Below are 17,338 nucleotides of genomic sequence, written 5' to 3' on the forward strand. Positions count from 1 at the left end.
ACCACCAAAGCGAGCTGAGCGACAGCATTCACGCCCAGGCTCTAATGTCGGCACTTATACCCTTCCTGCATGAGTAGGTGGCTTCTGAGACGGCAATCTCAGGAACGGCACCCGCAGAAGGAGCATTACAAATACTTTTCCCAAAATATTCCCAACACTAAAAGCAAGAACATGAAAAGATTTCTATCACTCTTTGCAGCTACGTGCTTTGTAGGTGCAAATATAGCAAATGCCCAGGACATAGCGGTAGATGAAGCTGCCGACAAGGGCAAACTGACCATCAGCGGCTATGTAGACACCTATTACCAGTATAACCTCAACAACCCGGAGTCCGGCTTCAACCAGGGGCGCATCTTCGACACGAAGCACAACGACTTCTCCCTTGGCCTTGTGCAGACCATGTTCTCCTATACCAAGGGACGCGCGACAGTGGTGGCTGACCTTACCTTCGGCCCGAACGCGGAACTGGGCAACTTCGGAAACGAGGGAACTGCCCGTGTCATCAAGCAGGCCTTCCTTTCCTATGAGCTGACTAACAAGTTAAACTTCACTATTGGGCAGTATGGCACGCACATCGGTTATGAGCTGATCGATGCTCCTCTTAACTTTAACTACAGCCTGTCTTACCTGTTTGGCAACGGCCCGTTCTACCATACCGGCGCGAAGCTTGACTATGCTGTAAATGATAAGCTTGGCCTGATGCTGGGCGTAGTGAACGGTTGGGACGGCCTGACAGATTTCAACAGCAAAAAGTCCATCACCGCGCAGGCGCACCTGGCACCGGTAGCTGGCCTGGATGTGTTTGTGAACTGGATTGGCGGGGACGAATACAACACCCTCTCTAACTTCGGTGACACCAAAGGCTCTTATACCAGCCTCTACGACCTTACCACCAGCTACCAGGTGAACGACGCCCTGAACCTTGGCATTAACGCAGCTTACGGCGCATTTTATACCGGCAATGCCGAGGCCGAGGCAGGCAACGCCTGGTCTGAGGACGCAAAGTGGGGCGGCGCGGCCATGTACATGAACTACGCCACCAGCCAGAATTTCGGCATCGGAATGCGCGCCGAATACTTCTCTGACCCTGAAGGAGTTCGTTACTTTGGCCCGTTGCAGGTAGCCTCGCTTACTTTAACCGGCGACATCAAGCTGGCAAGCGGAAACTTTAACATAAAGCCGGAAGTGCGATTCGATAAATCAAACGATGCATTCTTTGAGAACTCCGCAGGCGCGTATTCCAAGAAAAGCCAAACTACAGTCGGAGCTGCTTTCATATACTCTTTCAGCACAGAGTAGAAGCTGCCTTTCCCTCCCTTCCCTCCCCTTGCAGTGAGAGTAGTTCCAGTGAGCAGCCGAGGCCTGAATTGACAGGCACTCAGCTGCTCACTCCTCATATATACCTCTCCCCAAGTATGTATCTCGCAAGCTATCTCTAGGCCTGTTCGGGCGCATTCTCTGGCAGGGTTGCAGCCATACCTGTTGCCAGCCTCCGTTTTTTTTAGCTTCTTGTCGCAAACAAGCTTACTACATGAGTTTAAACACGCTGCCTTCCGAAGCACATTTAGTCCTGAGCAAAGACCCGGTGCTGGCTGGCATCATCCGCCAGGGGAGCCCGCTTGCCTCATCAAAATCAAACGACCTTTATCTGAGGTTGCTGAGCGCCATTGTGTCGCAGCAACTGAGCACGAAGGTAGCCGCTGTCATTTTCCAACGGTTCCTTGCCTTGTTTGTGAATGCATACCCAACGCCGGAGTTGGTACTTGACGCCTCGGATGAGACATTGCGCAGCGCAGGGCTTTCCTTTCAGAAAATAGGCTATGTGCGCAACGTGGCTACCTTTGCCGCAGCAGGCCACATGGACCACGCCACCATCGACGCGATGGCTGATGAAGACCTGATTCTGCACCTCACCCAGCTAAAGGGGGTAGGCCGCTGGACAGTGGAAATGCTGTTGATGTTCGCCCTGGAGCGGCCCGACGTGTTTCCGACAGACGACCTGGGTATACAGAATGCGATGAAACGACACTATGGCCTAGAAGAAAAAGGCAAGCCACTGAAACTACGCATGATAGAGATCGCCGAGAACTGGCGCCCCTACCGTACCATTGCCAGTAGATACCTCTGGCAGTCGCTGAACAACGCCCCGGCTTAAGCAGTAGTATTAGTACACTTTTTTATACCTCCCATGGAACAGAGAATATATCAGGTAGATGCTTTTACAGACAAGGTTTTTGGTGGAAACCCTGCCGCAGTTTGCCCTCTGGTAAACTGGCTGCCCGATGACTTGCTACAGCAAATAGCCGCTGAAAACAATTTGGCTGAAACGGCCTTTTATGTGAAGCAGGATGACAGGTATGAGATCAGGTGGTTTACCCCGACTGTGGAGGTGGACCTGTGCGGCCACGCCACCCTGGCCGCCGCATATGTCTTATTTAACCACGAGGGCATGCAGGGGGATAAAATCAGGTTCTATTCCGACAGAAGCGGAGAGCTTATTGTTGCCAAAAAGCAGCAGTACCTCGCGCTTGATTTTCCCACGGATATTTATGAGGCGGTACCCCTGACAGAAGAACTGACCTCAGGGTTTGATCTCCTGCCCATCGAGGCCTATAAAGGCAAGACGGATTATATGCTGGTTTTTGAACAGGAGGCACAGGTTAAAAACCTACAGCCTGATTTCGCCAAAATAGCCCAACTCCCTGCCCGGGGAGTGATTGTTACGGCAAAGGGAGAAGAAGTGGATTTCGTTTCGCGTTTCTTCGCTCCACAGTCCGGCATCAACGAAGATCCGGTAACCGGTTCGGCCCATACCACACTCATCCCCTATTGGGCCGCTAAACTAGGCAAGCAGCAACTCAGGGCCATCCAGCTATCTGATCGAAAAGGGTACCTGGCATGCAAAGCCCTAGGCGACCGCGTGGAAATCTGTGGCAAGGCAAAGCTATACCTCGTCGGGCATATACACCTCGAATAAATCACGGTTATCTGCTGATTGGTTAAACCCTATCAAGGCGCAATGATAGATTCCGAAAAGGCGCAATTCTACTTTGGATAAGATCAGCTTCGGGAAAGATGCTTATGGACTGAGAAAAAAATCGTGAATGTTAGCGGAAGACGTCAGGGATTACTTGACCTTGCCCCGCTTCACCAGGTAGGCGTACAGCACCTTGTCAAAAGGCTCGCTGATATCGACAGGTATAAAGTCGATCCGGTACTGGCCGCACTTCAATTCCAGTTCGCGCTTATAGTGCTCCACTGCCTGCTTGTAGTGCTCCCGCACCTGCGAGGGCTGCAATTTAAGTTCCTGCCCTGTTTCCACGTCCACAAACACGTAAGGCCGCTCCGCAAAGTCAAACTCCTCCTCTGTTTTCCGGTCCATCACATGGAAGATCAGCACTTCGTGCTTTTGGTGCCTGAGGTGCTGCAGCGCAGCGAAGATCTCGTCAAGGTTATCCTGCTGGCTCAGCATGTCGCTGAAGATAATGACCAGGGACCGCTTTTGGATTTGCTGAGCGATGTGGTGCACTACCGAGGCCACGTTGGTATCGGTGGCGGTGGGCTGCTGCTCCAGCTGCTTTTGTAATAATAGCAGCAGCGTGTGCAGGTGCGAGCCCGTGGAGCGAACCGGTGTCTGCAGCTCTATTTTATCGGAAAATGTAACCAGGCCAACGGCGTCGCGCTGCTTGCGCAGCAGCGTCGCGATGGATGCGGCACAAAGCGCTGAGAACACCAGCTTGCCTTTATTCTCGGTGGGGTAATACATAGAAGGCGACACATCCAGCAGCAGGTGGCAGCGCAGGTTGGTCTCTTCCTCGTAGCGCTTTACAAAAAGCTTGTCGGTACGGGCAAAAACCTTCCAGTCGATATGCCGTGTGCTCTCCCCGCTGTTATACAGGCGGTGCTCCGAGAACTCCACCGAAAAACCGTGGTATGGCGACTGGTGCAGGCCCGTGATAAACCCCTCTACCAGTTGCTTAGCCAGAAACTCCATGTTTTCAAATTTCTGTACGTCGGCAAGGGAAAGGCGCTGCTTCATGGGGGTGGGCAATTACAGTTTGGGTTCTGCTACTGCTTGTGAAACGGCTACGGGCTCGGGTTGTTGTGAGAATGGCTCTTTTTCGACTTCCAGGAGCCGAACCGGCGCACTGCCTGCCCGAACCATATCGATTTTCTCCGCCGCCGCGCGGGAGAGGTCAATGATGTTGTGCCGGTTACGGGCCTTGCGGTCGTTGATGCGCACCACCACCACCTTGCCATTCCGGAGGTTAGTTACCTGCACCCGCGTTTGCAGCGGAAGGGTGGCATGCGCAGCCGTGAGCTGTGTTTTGTCGTACCGCTCGCCGCTGGCCGTCTTGTGGCCCTGCATGCGATCTGCGTAATAGGAGGCGCTCCCCTGAGCCGTGTAGCGGTTGCTGCTACCAAAAAAGGTAAGGAGAAATAAGAATACTATCGAACATATATTCACAGTACTTCCTGTTGGTCCAACTGCAAATATAACGGGAAAAAATTAACTTAATTTTTAAATTCAAGCATTTTTATATATCAGATATATATGTTACTTTTAGATTCACAAAGTCGAATTTAACGTTTAAAACGGTGGAAGAGAACAACGAAAAAGCAGAAATTTATTCCCAAAGAGTTAGAGCCGGGAAAAGAACGTATTTCTTTGATGTGAAATCAACTCGTTCGAATGACTACTACGTGACCATCACTGAAAGCAAAAGAAAATTTAACGAGGACAATTTCTCATACGAGAAGCACAAGATTTTCCTTTACAAAGAAGATTTTGCCAAGTTCATGGAGGCGCTTCAGGGAACAATCGAGCACGTTAAATCTGACCTTCTGACTGAAGAAGCCCTGGCCTCGCTTGACACGCCTTACGAGGCACCCGCTGACACCGAGGAAGCCATTGAGGCAGAAGCAACCCCAACGTATAACAGCGAACTGAAGTGGGAGTAATCCCCTCCCGTTTTTAGATAAAAATTATACCGAACCCATGGCCTGCCATGGGTTTTTCATTTCCCCCCGGCCAGAAGCTTCGCGCATCGCAGCCAAAATTTTCGTATATTTGCGCCCTGATTTAAAAGATATTCATCATGGGACTCAGATGCGGAATTGTAGGACTGCCAAATGTGGGCAAGTCAACGTTATTCAACGCTATTTCTAATGCTAAGGCAGAATCTGCCAATTACCCTTTCTGTACGATAGAGCCTAACGTGGGTGTGATCACGGTGCCGGATGAGCGCCTGCAGGTACTCGAAGAGTTGGTGCACCCCGAGCGTGTGCTGCCAACCGTCATCGAGTTCGTAGACATCGCCGGCCTGGTGAAAGGCGCCAGCAAAGGCGAAGGCCTGGGCAACAAGTTCCTCGCTAACATCCGTGAGGTAGACGCCATCATCCATGTGGTGCGCTGCTTCGAAGACCCAAACATTGTACACGTGGACGGCAAGGTAGATCCGATCTCCGACAAGGAGATCATCGATACCGAGCTGCAGCTGAAAGACCTGGACTCTGTAGATAAGAAAATCCAGAAAGTGATTCGCTCTGCCAAATCCGGCGATGCAAAGGCCAAGAAAGAACTGGCTAGCCTGGAGAAATACAAGACGCACCTGGAGGCTGGCCTGAACGCTCGCAGCCTGGAGGCGACGGAAGAAGACAAAGAGGCTGTAGAAGATTTGAAGCTCCTGACGGACAAACCCGTGATTTATGCCGCGAACGTAGACGAAGACTCTATGAATGACGGCAACAAGTTCTCGGAGGCCCTGCGCGAGCACGTAAAGAACGAGAACGCGCAGGTGGTGCTGATCTCGGCTTCTATCGAAGCGCAGATTGCGGAGCTGACTGACCCAGATGAAAAGGAAATGTTCCTGTCGGAGTATGGCTTAACAGAGTCTGGCTTGAACAAGCTGATAAAAGCATCCTATAGCCTCCTGAACCTGATCACTTACTTCACCGCAGGCCCTAAGGAGGTGCGCGCCTGGACAATTGGCAAAGGCTGGAAAGCCCCTGCTGCTGCCGGTGTTATCCACTCAGACTTCGAGAAAGGCTTTATCCGTGCCGAGGTGATTAAACTGCCGGATTACCAGGAGTACAAGACCGAAGCCAAAATCAAGGAAGCCGGTAAAATGGCCGTGGAAGGAAAAGAATATGTCGTGAAAGATGGCGACATCATGCACTTCCGCTTCAACGTGTAAGTACAGACCATCCATCATACCGATTGAATAAAAAAGAGGCAGGTGCTATACCTGCCTCTTTCTGTTTGTAAACCAGCCGGAGGTTTATACCATTTAGTTTAGGTTAAAGATCACAGCCTGGTATGGCTTTAGCGTCACGCGCTTACCTGTTGCCTTTACCGCGTCATAGTTATTGATCACAACATCTTTTAGCTTCAGGTCGTCAGGCAGTGTAATGCTCGGCTCTTGCTCCGAGAAGTTCAGCAGGACCAACATCTTTTCGTCGCCGAGGGTACGGGTATAGGCGTACACCTGCTTGTGGTCGGGCAGCAGCAATCTGTAAGCCCCATACACTAGCACGGGGTTTTTATCTCGCACCGATACCATTTCCCGGAAGTGGTTCAGGATAGAGTTCGGGTTCTTCTCCTCCACCGCTACATTCACTTCTTTGTAGTTGTCGTTTACAGGCAGCCACGGGCTGCCATTCGTGAACCCGGCGTGCTTGGAATCATCCCATTGCATGGGTGTGCGGCCGTTGTCACGAGAGCTGAATTTCAGGTCCTGAGGTAGGCTTTCACATCTCCGCCTTCGTGCAGCACCTTCTTATAGCCGTTGATGGCCGCAATGTCCTGGTACTGCGAGATGGAATCGAAGCCGATATTGGTCATCCCCAGCTCATCGCCATAGTAAACGTAAGGGGTGCCGCGCATGCTCAGGATAAACGTATGCAGCATTTTGGCGGAAGGTGCCCTAAACGCAGGCTTGTCGTTTCCATACCGGCTCACCAGGCGCGCCTGGTCATGGTTGGAGAGAAAGATCGAGAGCCAGCCACTCTCTGCGAAAGCACTGTCCCATTTCGAAAAGACATGCTTGAAATGCGTCAGGCTATACCCTTCCCGCTTGGCAATGTCTACCCCATCGAAAGCGTACGCCATGTTCAACTCGTTGCGGTCTGCATCTACCAATTTATGGGCGTCCTCAAAGTTGCGGCCCGCACCCTCTGCCACGCTCATCACATCGTACTTGCTCAGCACCTCACGGTTCATCTCCTGCAGATACTTGTGCAAATCGCCCTGCATGGCGTAGTAGTCGATAAAGTTTTTCTCGAACCCCTTCGGGAAGGCCGGGAAAGTAGTGTCTTTGGCTGCAAACTGGAAAGCATCTAGCCGGAAGCCATCCACCCCTTTCTCTGCCCAGAACTTCATGATGTCATACACTTCCTGGCGCACTTTAGGGTTTTCCCAGTTCAGGTCGGGTTGTTTTTGCGAGAAGTAGTGCAGGTAATAGGCATTGGTCAGGGAGTCATATTTCCAGGCATCGCCTTTCTCATCAAAAAGGCTGTAACGGTAGTTTGGTTTGCCTTTTTCGGCTGGCCACCAGTGGTAGTAGTTGCGGTAAGGGTTAGTGCGGGAGCTTCTGGACTGCTTAAACCATTCGTGCTCATCGCTGCTGTGGTTCACCACCACATCCATCACCAGTTTGATATCGCGCTTGTGCATCTCCTCCAGCATCTTGTCGAAGTCCTTCATGGTACCAAACTCCTGCATGATGGCCCGGTAGTCGCTGATGTCATAGCCGTTGTCATCGTTAGGCGAGGCATAGATCGGGTTCAGCCATACGGCATCTATACCCAGGCTTTTGATATAATCCAGCCGAGAAATAATGCCTTTCAGATCGCCTACACCATCCCCGTCGCTGTCCTGGAAACTACGCGGGTAGATCTGGTATACAACGGCCTCTTTCCACCATTTTTTGTCCACCTGCTCCGGCACACTGCCTGCTTCGGGGTTCTTAACACTACAGCTCGCGGCTGCCAGTAGTGCTAAGGCAAATAATAGCTTTTTCATCTAATATTGATTATTCCGATGCCTAAATTACAAAATACCAGTCAGTTGTATAACAGGCACAGCGTTTACGGGCAAAATTTGCTTTACAACCGGATGCAAATAAAAGCGGTGAAGGCATGTTCCTTCACCGCTTTTATTTGTGGGCACCTGTTTCATCAACCCTGCCAGACCTACTTCTTCTTTGAATTATAGCGCCTCAAAAAAGCTCTTGTTTTCTCTCCTGACGCTTTCAAATCTTTTGCTTTCCAGCCACCTTCTGCATTGGCGGAGGGAAGTAACATGGAGCAGGTTTCGTCCTTATCCGATATTGACCAGGTAATCCAGCTTACTTTGTTTCTCTCTGACCAGTCTATCCACTTCTGCCATTCTTCTAAGTTTAGCGGGCCATCACCGGTAGCCTCCATACCCGCCGATTCAGAGATAAAAAGCGGTAACCCTTTGCTAAGGGCATAATCGCAGCGGTCGCGCAGGGATTGCTTATGGGTGGCAGCATAATAGTGCACCGTGTACATCAGGTTATCAAAGCCTGTAAGCGGCGCATCGGCCGCTATGTGAATGTCCTGATCCCAATGCGGGGAACCCACCAGGATGATATTGTCCGGGTCGTGTGCCCGAATGGCCTCTATCACTTCTGTAGAGTAGGACTTCACCTCATCCCACGACTCCTCATCCGGCTCGTTGAAAATCTCATAGATAACGTGCGGGTGCTTCCCGTACGTTTGGGCCATTTCGGTAAAAAAAGCCTTTGCCTCCTTCAGGTTAATGTTATGGCTGTGCCAGTCGATGATGACGTACATGTCCTCTTTGATGGCGGCATCCACCACAGCCTTTACTTGTTCCTTAGACCACTCTGGTTTTTCGAGGTAGCCGTTTCGGGGCTCTATACCCATGGCAGCCCGCACCACCGAAGCTTTCCAGTCGTTATGCAGCCACTTCACAGACCCGGCATTGTAAAACCTGGGCCAGAAGTTATGCCAGCCATAGCTGATACCGCGCAACACTATAGCCTCACCGGTTTGGTCTTTTAGTTGCGTGCCGTCTACGCTTAGCTGCCCATGCTTTTTTACGGACTGGGCATTGGCAGCAAAGGTGCAGCCTAAGAGGGCAAGGGCCGCGAAGGTGGTTTTAAGGTTCATTCCTGATGTGTTTTTTGAAATAGAAACGGTTTGAGGGTATGGCCCGTCAGGGAATTCAGTTAAGATAGTAGATACCGTCTGATTTTCAACCTCATTCGATATCTTTTGGAGAAGTTTAACAACCTGTGCTCCCCATTTTGCCTTAAGACATGCATGATGTCATGGCATAAGCATGACAATCGCATGAGGCGTTTTTACTCATTCAGGTCCCAGTCGTACTTCATGAAGTCGATCTTTGCATCGGATTTGACCTTCGTGTTCGCGTACCGATTCAGGAAATCCACCAGGCTACCATCTTTCGTGAAATCGCCCTTAAACCAGCTGAATATTTGGGATATCTCGGCTTGTCCTGGGTTGATCTTGTTGCGGCTCGGATCATTGATAAACCGTTTGGCCTGCTCTTCGAGTTGTGCCGCTAGCCTGTCGGCCACGTAGGCCTCGTTACGAAGCGCGGGGCACGATACCGAGGCACAGTTGATGGCGAAGTGAATGCGTGGTTCCTCAAACTGCTTCCGCAGCACCTGGTGCTCGATCTCATCCAGACTGGCCTTTTGTCCTCCGATTTTAAAGAACTCCCGGTGCCAAACGGTGCGCACACCCGGTATGTAGGGCGTAGGGTGAAGCTTGGTAATGCTCTTGACCGGATAATGGTCGATGATTAGCTTCACGGTGTAGGCATTGTAAGCATTGATCCAATAGGCCAGCTGCTCTTCCGGTGACCACGCAGCTTTGTCGGGCGGATGTTGGCTGATAGTGTCGAGGTAGCGGCTCAGCTTTGCCTTATCCTCTATAAAGCCAGTGTAGTTGACTGTGCCATCCGGGTGTACATGCTGCTGCAGCAATTCATCCCAAAGCTGGTGCGAGGGCGGCTGGGTGCCTCTTGCCCCTAACGTAGAGACGCCCTGGCAACCAAAGGCAATAAAAAGGGAAACAACAAGGGACAGGAATTTCATAAATGGGCAGACGATCGTTTTAATTGGAAGAGCTGTTTTGCTATGTACGAAAAGCACAATAGGTATAGATGCAGCCAGGATACTTCCGAAAGGAACACATTGAAAAGCATCCGGGTTATCGCTTGGGTTACAACTGAGGTGGTGACAACCTCCTCACATTGCCCGCTACTCTGGCCAGGCCACGTAAAAACACGTAGAGCAAAGGCGCAGCAACGCAACGGAACACACAGCAGCGTTGCCGCGCACCAAAAAACCATGTGTATGAACAAGATCCTTTACCTCTTCCTGGCAGTGCTGCTTGGCACGGCCTGCCGACCCAATGAAGCAACGGACACCACCGCACCAACAGATTACCCGGCCTACTTCCAGGAGGTGCTGGAAGCGCACGGTGGTCTGGCGAAATGGCAGGAACTCAGCTCCATGCAGTTCGAGCTGTATAACAATAGCAACGGGAAAACAGAGACCCACCTTATCGACACCAATACCCGGAAAGACTTGGTTCAGGGCGATGGGTATACCGTTGGGTATGACGGCTCGGAGGTATGGGTTAGCCCTACGCTAGCGGCCTTTGAGGGTAAATCTCCCCGCTTCTACCACAACCTGTACTTCTATTTTTACGCAATGCCTTTCGTGCTGGCCGATCCGGGCGTGCAGTACTCGCAAGAGGAAAACCTGATGATACAGGGAAAAACCTATAATGTGATCGGGATTTCCTTTGGCGAAAATGTGGGAGACACCCCGGAAGACCGTTACCGCGTATTAGTGGACCCAGCCACCAAGCGCATCGAATGGCTGCTGTATACCATCACCTACTTCGACAAAAACGCAGCTGATGAATTTAAGGCGATGAAATTTGATGGTTATGAACAGCACCACGGCATGATTTTCCCGACCAAGCTGACCAGTTATGCTTTTGAAAATGACCAGTTGGGACAGGAGCGCTATTACTCACAGATCAAAAACCTGCGCCTCAGCCAGGAACAGCCCGAGGTAAGCCGGTTCGAAAAGCCGCAACAGGCAGAAGTTGACACCGTGACCTTTTAGCTTGTAAATCCCAGCGTAGTTTAGGAAGATTATAACAATTGACCTCTCACCTGGTTTGAACCGTAGTCCTGCTGATTTTGACAGGGTATACCTGCCGCAACTTGCAAGGCGCAACCATACATTTTTCAATTAACACTAAAGATAACAATGGATAATTCATCATTTAAAACCACGCTTGAACCCGTAAACCTTGATAATGCAAACGAGTTGCAAAAGCCGCTACTGGAGAACTCGCTCAAGCAGATGGGTATGATCCCGAACATGTATGCCAACATGGTGAACTCTCCTGGCTTGATGGAGACCTATGCCGTTGGCTACGACCACTTCCGAAAGAACAGTGGACTCAGCCCCGTAGAGCAGGAAGTAGTATTCGTGACAATCAGTGTGGCGAACAACTGTACCTACTGCGTGGCCGCCCACAGTTTTATCGCTGACAATGCCTCCAAAGTACCCGCAGATGTGACCAACGCTATTCGCGACGGCAAGGAGATTCCGGATGCAAAACTGCAGGCACTCTCAAAGTTCACACGCCTTATGTTCGACAAGCGCGGTTTCCCAACATACGCAGAAGTGCAGGAGTTTTTGGAGGCTGGATTTGAGCAGAAGCACGTGCTGGAAATAATCCTGGCACTGGCCGTGAAAACGCTCAGCAACTACTCAAACCACATCTTCCATACCGAAGTAGACGATTTGTTCAGCCACCGGGCCTGGGAGAAGAACTAATTCCCGGCTCAATAGCTTAAAGTCATCGAACGGCTTCCCCGTGGCAGCGTATCCAACCTCTGCCTCGGCGAAGCCGTTCTGCTTAAAAGCAACAAAGAACACCAGCGTTTATCACGCATAATGCCATTAGCAAGCCTCAACATGCAATCGAACAAGATATACTTCCGGAACAAAGACGGCATCCAACTAAGTGCAAACCTGGAACTTCCGGCCGATCAGAAACCGCATAATTTCGTGCTGTTTGCCCATTGCTTTACCTGCAACAAAAATTACCATGCCGTCCGCAACGTAAGCCGGGCGCTCGCCACGAATGGCTTTGGGGTTTTTCAATTCGATTTTACGGGCTTAGGCGAGAGCGAGGGAGACTTTTCGCAGACCACCTTCTCCAGCAACGTAGACGACCTGGTTGCGGCGGCTGAGTACATGGAGGAGCATTACCAGGCCCCTACCCTGCTGGTTGGGCATTCGTTAGGCGGTACGGCGGCGATAATGGCAGCGGCCAAACTGAAATCGGTGCTGGCAATTGCCACCATCGGCAGTCCCGCCACCCCGCAGCATCTGACCAGGCTATTTAAAAGCCGGCTTGAAGATATTGAGACAGCTGGCGAGGCAGTGGTGAGCATTGGGGGCAGGCCGTTTAAGATCCGAAAAGAGTTTGTGGATGAACTGGTGAATGTTACGCTGCCGAAGCTGATGGAAGGGCTCCGCAAATCCATCCTGATCATGCATTCGCCGCAGGACGCGGTGGTGGGTATAAGCAATGCAGCTGCACTGTTTGAGGCGGCGCATCACCCTAAAAGCTTTATCTCGCTGGATGGGGCAGATCATTTACTCAACACCGAGACTGACTCGCTTTACGCGGGGAACCTGATCTCGACATGGGCAAGGCATTATCTGCCCAGCTACCCGGCCCCACAGCTCACCAGCGAGCACCAGGTAGTGGCCCTGTTGCAGCAAGCCGACACCTTTACCACCACCATCAAGGCCGGAGAGCACTACCTGACAGCCGATGAACCCGTGAAAATGGAGGGCAACGATTTTGGACCAAGCCCTTACGAACTCGTGGCTTCAGGACTGGCTGCCTGCACTGCCATGACGATCAAGATGTACGCTGCGCGCAAAAACTGGCCCGTGGAAGATATCGAAGTACATATTACTTACCGGAAAGACCATGCCGTAGACACAGCCCACCAACAGGATGCCGATGCCAAAATTGATGTCTTTGAACGGGATGTAAGGGTAACGGGGAAGCTCACCCAAACGCAACGCGACAGGATCCTGGAAATCGCTAATAAATGCCCTGTGCACAAAACCTTGCACCAGGGCGTGGTGGTACGCTCTCAGCTTATTGATTAAACCTTATACCTGGTTAGCTATTTTCGGTTAAAGTACAGCCTTTCATACCCAATCAGTAAGTCTGCCCGTGCCCCAGGGGGGCGGTAGTACACCAGAATATCATAGATATTGTCTGTCGCGAAATGGCTGCCTTCAAAATAGCTGGCATCCAGCGGCTCTGTGCCGCCTGCTTTCAAAGCATAATAGTAATTGTAGTAGCCCTGCTTTAGCAGCATTTGCGTGGTATAAAGGCCCGTCTCCGCGTTGTATTTCATGCGGGCCTCCTGGGTTGGGTTCCAGTTTGTAAGCTCTCCCTGCACGTATACATCGCCCGGGTAAGCTGCCGGAGCCTGCAAGTTGAATTCCACCCAGGTATAATCGCCGTTCACGGCACTGTTGCCATACTGCTTGTTTCCGAAGATGCGCTTGCCGTTAATGTCCGGGTCTTGGGTATAGGCTATGGCCTGGCGGTTTTTGTCGGGTATAAGCCGCACCTCCACCGGGTTTGTCTGCAAGTTGATCTCGCGCACGCCGATGCTTCGGAAGTTAAGACTACGGGTATCAAACGCCCTGAACTCACTCAGCCCTTTGAAAAGGTCCTTTGGCTCAAAGAATACATACTCCAGGCGTCGCTGTGCATCCTGTACATAGGTTGGCTTCCGGATAACCTTGGCATTGTCCCAGCGGTAATTCTGTCGCACGATGGTCTTCACTTCCATTGCCGGGTTCACGATCTCAAAGTCGGGGTACATGATGTTGAATTCGATGGGCTGGCGTGTCTCGCGGCCTCCTGGTCCTAAGGGAGCACCCAGCCTTGCGGCCACCACCACAGCATTGTCATACACCAGCATGCGCTGCGTTAGGAGGGTACGGCCACCTTCCTCCTGCACCTCGATCAGGTAATTGCCGCTTAAGCGCACGCGGGGTACTCTAAAAGTGTAGTGTACATAAGGAATGCGTGTATTGACCGAGATCTGCGCATTCGTGATGATAAACTCGTTGAAATCGTAGAGGAACTGCGTGTCGTTGAGCGTAGAGGGTGTCCAGTCGGCATTGCAATGGCGGAGCTTTACCAAAAGCCGTTGCTGCTGCGCGTTCAGCCTATCGAACTCCAGCACCACCGGGCGCTCCTGGCTGAGCGGGGTTACTGCCGGGTTCAGTACTTCATCCTCCATACCAGTGGCGAGGTATGCCTGCACAGATTGGATGCTCTGGTCATACACATAATCCTCGTAGCGCAGCGGCACCTGCGCGGTAGTGCCCGTTGCGGAGCCGCTCTGGCTTTGCTGCTCAATTGGCACACAGGCGGCCATGCCGCCGGCTAAAATCCCGGCAATGAGGTACGTAAATGTCAGTTTTCTCAGCATACTTATTGCGTTTAAGGATGTCGTAGCCATGCTCGGCACCAACGAAGATACTTAAATTATGTTTTTTTAAAACCCTATCCGTATCCCTCTATGGCGTTAAAGTACAACCTAGCAGGAACTTTATGCGGCTATATCGTATAAAAGCATTATATTGTACCGCTATAATCACTAAACTCAGCCAACCCCCACGGAAATAATGCACCTTGCGCCGGAACATACCCCGATCATTTCCTGGCAACACTTTGAGCAGACTGACATACGCGTAGGCACCATCATAGAAGTAAATGACTTTCCGGAGGCACGCCGTCCCGCTTATCAGTTATTGATCGATCTGGGCCCGTTGGGGATGAAGAAGTCCAGCGCGCAGATTACCAGGCACTACAGCCGCGATGATTTGTTGGGGCGCCAGGTGCTGTGCGTCACGAACCTGGGCAAGAAACAGATCGGTCCGTTTATGTCGGAGGTGCTCGTTACGGGTTTCGAGGATGAGCAAGGTGATATCGTATTGGCACAGCCCGCTACTCCGGTACCCAATGGGGTCAAACTAAAATAGCGTTCCGCGTATACCTGAACGGCTGCTACGTTTTACCTGACCTTGTGCCCCCTGTTTGCGTAAGCCATAAGGGGTACAGAAAGAATTTGATGTCGCCGTGAGCCAAAGTGCGCTCAATTACCTAATTTTGAATCCAGATAAAAGAAATAATGGAAGCTAGTACCACTTTTAAACAAGATCTGCTGCTGCGCGAGTATGGCCGTAATGTGCAGGACCTAGTAAATTATATTACCAAGGTAGAAGATCGCTCAGAGCGCACCCGACTGTCGCAGTTGCTCATCAACCTGATGGCCAAGCTGAACCCGCAGCTACGTGACACCCAGGACTACCAGCAAAAGCTCTGGAACCACCTGTTCGTGATGTCCGGCTCTAGCCTGGACGTGGATGCGCCTTACCCGCTCAGCGCCATGGAGTACCTGAACGACAAGCCGCAAAAGATCGATTACCCAATGGATACGCCGCGCTACAAGCACTATGGCAAAAACGTAGAGTTGCTGATTGAGCGTGCAACCGAGTTGCAGGATCCGCAGGAGCGTGATGCCGCGATCGTTTCGCTGGGCAAGCTGATGAAAACGCTCTACCGTTCTTACAACAAAGACAGCATTACCGACGGTGTGATCCTGGATGATATCAAACAGCTGTCGAAAGGCCAGTTGGATATGGACCTGGCCCAGATCGAGCGCAACAACCTGTTTGAGTCGAATGTGAAACCTCAGCAGGACAGCCAGAACCAGCGCCGCGACCAGCAGCAAAACCGTGGCGGCAGCGAAAACCGCAACCGCAAGAATACAAGAACCTCATCGAACCAAAGAAATAAATAAGATTAAATGGCTTCATTTGAAGTAAAGGGCGGTAACAAGTTAAAAGGCGACATCTACCCGCAAGGTGCTAAAAACGAGGCGCTGCAGATTCTGTGTGCCGTATTGTTAACCTCCGCTCCTGTTACCATCTCTAACGTGCCAGATATCCGGGACGTGAATAAACTGATTGAGCTGCTCCGTGACCTGGGTGTTTCGGTGGAGCAGCTTGCACCGGATACTTACCAGTTTAAGGCAGACAGTGTGAACCTGGATTACCTGGAGACACAGCAGTTTGTAGAGCAGGGCCGCGCCATCCGTGGCTCCGTGATGATTGTAGGCCCGCTGCTGGCGCGCTTTGGTGTGGCTAAGATGCCAAAGCCAGGGGGCGACAAAATCGGCCGCCGCCGCCTTGATACGCATTTTATAGGGTTAGAGAAGCTTGGTGCAAAGTTTAATTACGATACCCCGGACATCTTTTATAGCGCGACGGCAGATAAGCTGAAAGGAGCATACATCCTGCTGGATGAGGCCTCTGTGACGGGTACTGCCAATATTTTGCTGGCCGCCGTGCTAGCCGAGGGAACCACCACGATTTACAACGCCGCCTGTGAGCCATATATACAGCAGCTTTGCCGCATGCTAAATCGCATGGGGGCCAAGATAACTGGTGTGGGCTCTAACCTACTGGTGATTGAGGGTGTGGCGCAATTACAGGGCACTGAACACCGCATGCTGCCCGACATGATTGAGATCGGTTCTTTTATCGGTCTAGCCGCCATGACAGGTTCCGAGATCACGATCAAGGACTGCCAGATACCAGAACTGGGGCTTATACCCGAGACCTTCCAACGCCTGGGCATCAAGATGGAGTTCCGTGGGGATGACATCTTCATACCAGAGCAGGACCATTATGAGGTAGACACCTACATTGACGGCAGCATCCTGAACATCTCTGACCATACCTGGCCTGGCCTGACGCCGGACTTGCTGAGTGTAGCGCTGGTTACAGCTACGCAAGCCAAAGGAACGGTGCTGATTCACCAGAAAATGTTTGAGAGCCGCCTTTTCTTCGTGGATAAACTAATCGACATGGGCGCGCAGATCATCCTGTGCGATCCACACAGGGCTACTGTCATCGGCCAGGACAACAAGATTCCGTTACGTGGTATCCGGATGTCTTCCCCTGACATCCGCGCGGGTGTGGCACTGCTTATTGCTGCTCTTTCCGCGGAAGGCACCAGCATCATCGACAACGTAGAGCAGATCGACCGCGGTTATCAGAACATCGATGGAAGACTGAACGCCATCGGCGCGCAGATCAGACGTATCTAATAAAATAGCATAGCCACAAAGTTTGAAAAGCACCCCTTACAGGGTGCTTTTTGTTTTCGGATTGAGACTTTG

General features: G+C 51.5%; 18 protein-coding genes. 11 read left to right on the forward strand and 7 right to left on the reverse strand.

Annotated features, from left to right (window positions below):
• Window positions 1–171: 171 nt before the first annotated feature.
• The 3 genes from ACXYMU_RS08890 (at window position 172) to ACXYMU_RS08900 (ending at window position 2,977) form a co-directional block, all read left to right on the forward strand.
• Complete coding sequence (locus tag ACXYMU_RS08890) at window positions 172–1,299, forward strand: porin (protein ID WP_458986022.1); 1,128 nt, start codon at window positions 172–174, stop codon at window positions 1,297–1,299.
• Window positions 1,300–1,531: 232 nt separating this feature from the next.
• Entirely contained in the window at window positions 1,532–2,155 is a 624-nt protein-coding gene (locus tag ACXYMU_RS08895) for a DNA-3-methyladenine glycosylase family protein (RefSeq protein WP_458986023.1), read from the forward strand.
• 33 nt (window positions 2,156–2,188) lie between these two features.
• Window positions 2,189–2,977, forward strand: a complete 789-nt coding sequence (locus tag ACXYMU_RS08900; RefSeq protein ID WP_458986024.1) for a PhzF family phenazine biosynthesis protein — start codon at window positions 2,189–2,191, stop codon at window positions 2,975–2,977.
• A gap of 150 nt (window positions 2,978–3,127) precedes the next feature.
• Here the strand turns inward: ACXYMU_RS08900 and ACXYMU_RS08905 are convergent, their stop codons facing one another.
• The gene (locus ACXYMU_RS08905; protein WP_458986025.1) at window positions 3,128–4,039 is read right to left on the reverse strand and encodes a DUF58 domain-containing protein; all 912 of its coding nucleotides are present in this window, start codon (window positions 4,037–4,039) and stop codon (window positions 3,128–3,130) included.
• Window positions 4,040–4,051: 12 nt separating this feature from the next.
• On the reverse strand, window positions 4,052–4,468 hold the full coding sequence (locus ACXYMU_RS08910) for a septal ring lytic transglycosylase RlpA family protein (RefSeq protein WP_458986026.1): 417 nt from the start codon (window positions 4,466–4,468) through the stop codon (window positions 4,052–4,054).
• Between the two features lie 131 nt (window positions 4,469–4,599).
• Between ACXYMU_RS08910 and ACXYMU_RS08915 the strand changes: the two genes are divergently transcribed.
• The gene (locus tag ACXYMU_RS08915; RefSeq protein ID WP_458986027.1) at window positions 4,600–4,962 is read left to right on the forward strand and encodes a DUF3276 family protein; all 363 of its coding nucleotides are present in this window, start codon (window positions 4,600–4,602) and stop codon (window positions 4,960–4,962) included.
• Between the two features lie 137 nt (window positions 4,963–5,099).
• Window positions 5,100–6,197, forward strand: coding sequence for a redox-regulated ATPase YchF (ychF, locus tag ACXYMU_RS08920; RefSeq protein ID WP_458986028.1), 1,098 nt, complete (start codon window positions 5,100–5,102; stop codon window positions 6,195–6,197).
• A 93-nt stretch (window positions 6,198–6,290) separates the two neighbouring features.
• Here ychF and ACXYMU_RS08925 read toward each other — a convergent pair whose 3' ends face one another.
• The 4 genes from ACXYMU_RS08925 to ACXYMU_RS08940 form a co-directional block, all read right to left on the reverse strand.
• Window positions 6,291–6,698 carry an alpha-amylase family glycosyl hydrolase gene (locus ACXYMU_RS08925; RefSeq protein WP_458986029.1) on the reverse strand — a complete coding sequence of 136 codons (408 nt, stop codon included), beginning with the start codon at window positions 6,696–6,698 and terminating at the stop codon, window positions 6,291–6,293.
• Between the two features lie 32 nt (window positions 6,699–6,730).
• Entirely contained in the window at window positions 6,731–8,023 is a 1,293-nt protein-coding gene (locus ACXYMU_RS08930; protein ID WP_458986030.1) for an alpha-glucosidase, read from the reverse strand.
• 170 nt (window positions 8,024–8,193) lie between these two features.
• Entirely contained in the window at window positions 8,194–9,159 is a 966-nt protein-coding gene (locus ACXYMU_RS08935; RefSeq protein WP_458986031.1) for a glycoside hydrolase family 5 protein, read from the reverse strand.
• 194 nt (window positions 9,160–9,353) lie between these two features.
• A complete protein-coding gene (locus tag ACXYMU_RS08940) occupies window positions 9,354–10,112 on the reverse strand; it encodes a DUF547 domain-containing protein (protein ID WP_458986032.1) in 759 nt (252 codons plus the stop codon).
• A 261-nt stretch (window positions 10,113–10,373) separates the two neighbouring features.
• Here ACXYMU_RS08940 and ACXYMU_RS08945 point away from each other — a divergent pair, with 261 nt between their 5' ends.
• From ACXYMU_RS08945 to ACXYMU_RS08955, 3 genes are all read left to right on the forward strand, one after another.
• Window positions 10,374–11,156, forward strand: coding sequence for a DUF6503 family protein (locus ACXYMU_RS08945; RefSeq protein ID WP_458986033.1), 783 nt, complete (start codon window positions 10,374–10,376; stop codon window positions 11,154–11,156).
• A 147-nt stretch (window positions 11,157–11,303) separates the two neighbouring features.
• The gene (locus ACXYMU_RS08950; protein ID WP_458986034.1) at window positions 11,304–11,879 is read left to right on the forward strand and encodes a carboxymuconolactone decarboxylase family protein; all 576 of its coding nucleotides are present in this window, start codon (window positions 11,304–11,306) and stop codon (window positions 11,877–11,879) included.
• 120 nt (window positions 11,880–11,999) lie between these two features.
• Window positions 12,000–13,235 carry a bifunctional alpha/beta hydrolase/OsmC family protein gene (locus ACXYMU_RS08955; RefSeq protein WP_458986035.1) on the forward strand — a complete coding sequence of 412 codons (1,236 nt, stop codon included), beginning with the start codon at window positions 12,000–12,002 and terminating at the stop codon, window positions 13,233–13,235.
• Between the two features lie 17 nt (window positions 13,236–13,252).
• Here ACXYMU_RS08955 and ACXYMU_RS08960 read toward each other — a convergent pair whose 3' ends face one another.
• Complete coding sequence (locus ACXYMU_RS08960) at window positions 13,253–14,581, reverse strand: type IX secretion system plug protein (RefSeq protein WP_458986036.1); 1,329 nt, start codon at window positions 14,579–14,581, stop codon at window positions 13,253–13,255.
• A 196-nt stretch (window positions 14,582–14,777) separates the two neighbouring features.
• On the opposite strand from ACXYMU_RS08960, the gene ACXYMU_RS08965 reads away from it, so the two are divergent.
• The 3 genes from ACXYMU_RS08965 (at window position 14,778) to murA (ending at window position 17,266) form a co-directional block, all read left to right on the forward strand.
• A complete protein-coding gene (locus tag ACXYMU_RS08965) occupies window positions 14,778–15,134 on the forward strand; it encodes a tRNA-binding protein (protein WP_458986037.1) in 357 nt (118 codons plus the stop codon).
• 149 nt (window positions 15,135–15,283) lie between these two features.
• Window positions 15,284–15,955 carry a DUF4290 domain-containing protein gene (locus tag ACXYMU_RS08970; RefSeq protein WP_458986038.1) on the forward strand — a complete coding sequence of 224 codons (672 nt, stop codon included), beginning with the start codon at window positions 15,284–15,286 and terminating at the stop codon, window positions 15,953–15,955.
• A 6-nt stretch (window positions 15,956–15,961) separates the two neighbouring features.
• Window positions 15,962–17,266: a UDP-N-acetylglucosamine 1-carboxyvinyltransferase gene (murA, locus tag ACXYMU_RS08975; RefSeq protein WP_458986039.1), complete on the forward strand. Its 1,305-nt coding sequence runs from the start codon at window positions 15,962–15,964 to the stop codon at window positions 17,264–17,266.
• The last annotated feature ends 72 nt before the right edge of the window (window positions 17,267–17,338 follow it).

Source organism: Pontibacter sp. CAU 1760, assembly GCF_054482735.1.

Coding starts and splice junctions, on each gene's coding strand:
- ACXYMU_RS08930 (WP_458986030.1), bottom strand. CDS start 8,023: ATGAAAAAGCTATTATTTGCCTTAGCACTACTGGCAGCCGCGAGCTGT.
- ACXYMU_RS08970 (WP_458986038.1), top strand. CDS start 15,284: ATGGAAGCTAGTACCACTTTTAAACAAGATCTGCTGCTGCGCGAGTAT.
- ACXYMU_RS08895 (WP_458986023.1), top strand. CDS start 1,532: ATGAGTTTAAACACGCTGCCTTCCGAAGCACATTTAGTCCTGAGCAAA.
- ACXYMU_RS08925 (WP_458986029.1), bottom strand. CDS start 6,698: ATGCAATGGGATGATTCCAAGCACGCCGGGTTCACGAATGGCAGCCCG.
- ACXYMU_RS08905 (WP_458986025.1), bottom strand. CDS start 4,039: ATGAAGCAGCGCCTTTCCCTTGCCGACGTACAGAAATTTGAAAACATG.
- ACXYMU_RS08940 (WP_458986032.1), bottom strand. CDS start 10,112: ATGAAATTCCTGTCCCTTGTTGTTTCCCTTTTTATTGCCTTTGGTTGC.
- ACXYMU_RS08960 (WP_458986036.1), bottom strand. CDS start 14,581: ATGCTGAGAAAACTGACATTTACGTACCTCATTGCCGGGATTTTAGCC.
- ACXYMU_RS08890 (WP_458986022.1), top strand. CDS start 172: ATGAAAAGATTTCTATCACTCTTTGCAGCTACGTGCTTTGTAGGTGCA.
- ACXYMU_RS08900 (WP_458986024.1), top strand. CDS start 2,189: ATGGAACAGAGAATATATCAGGTAGATGCTTTTACAGACAAGGTTTTT.
- ACXYMU_RS08945 (WP_458986033.1), top strand. CDS start 10,374: ATGAACAAGATCCTTTACCTCTTCCTGGCAGTGCTGCTTGGCACGGCC.
- ACXYMU_RS08935 (WP_458986031.1), bottom strand. CDS start 9,159: ATGAACCTTAAAACCACCTTCGCGGCCCTTGCCCTCTTAGGCTGCACC.
- ACXYMU_RS08965 (WP_458986037.1), top strand. CDS start 14,778: ATGCACCTTGCGCCGGAACATACCCCGATCATTTCCTGGCAACACTTT.
- murA (WP_458986039.1), top strand. CDS start 15,962: ATGGCTTCATTTGAAGTAAAGGGCGGTAACAAGTTAAAAGGCGACATC.
- ACXYMU_RS08950 (WP_458986034.1), top strand. CDS start 11,304: ATGGATAATTCATCATTTAAAACCACGCTTGAACCCGTAAACCTTGAT.
- ychF (WP_458986028.1), top strand. CDS start 5,100: ATGGGACTCAGATGCGGAATTGTAGGACTGCCAAATGTGGGCAAGTCA.
- ACXYMU_RS08955 (WP_458986035.1), top strand. CDS start 12,000: ATGCCATTAGCAAGCCTCAACATGCAATCGAACAAGATATACTTCCGG.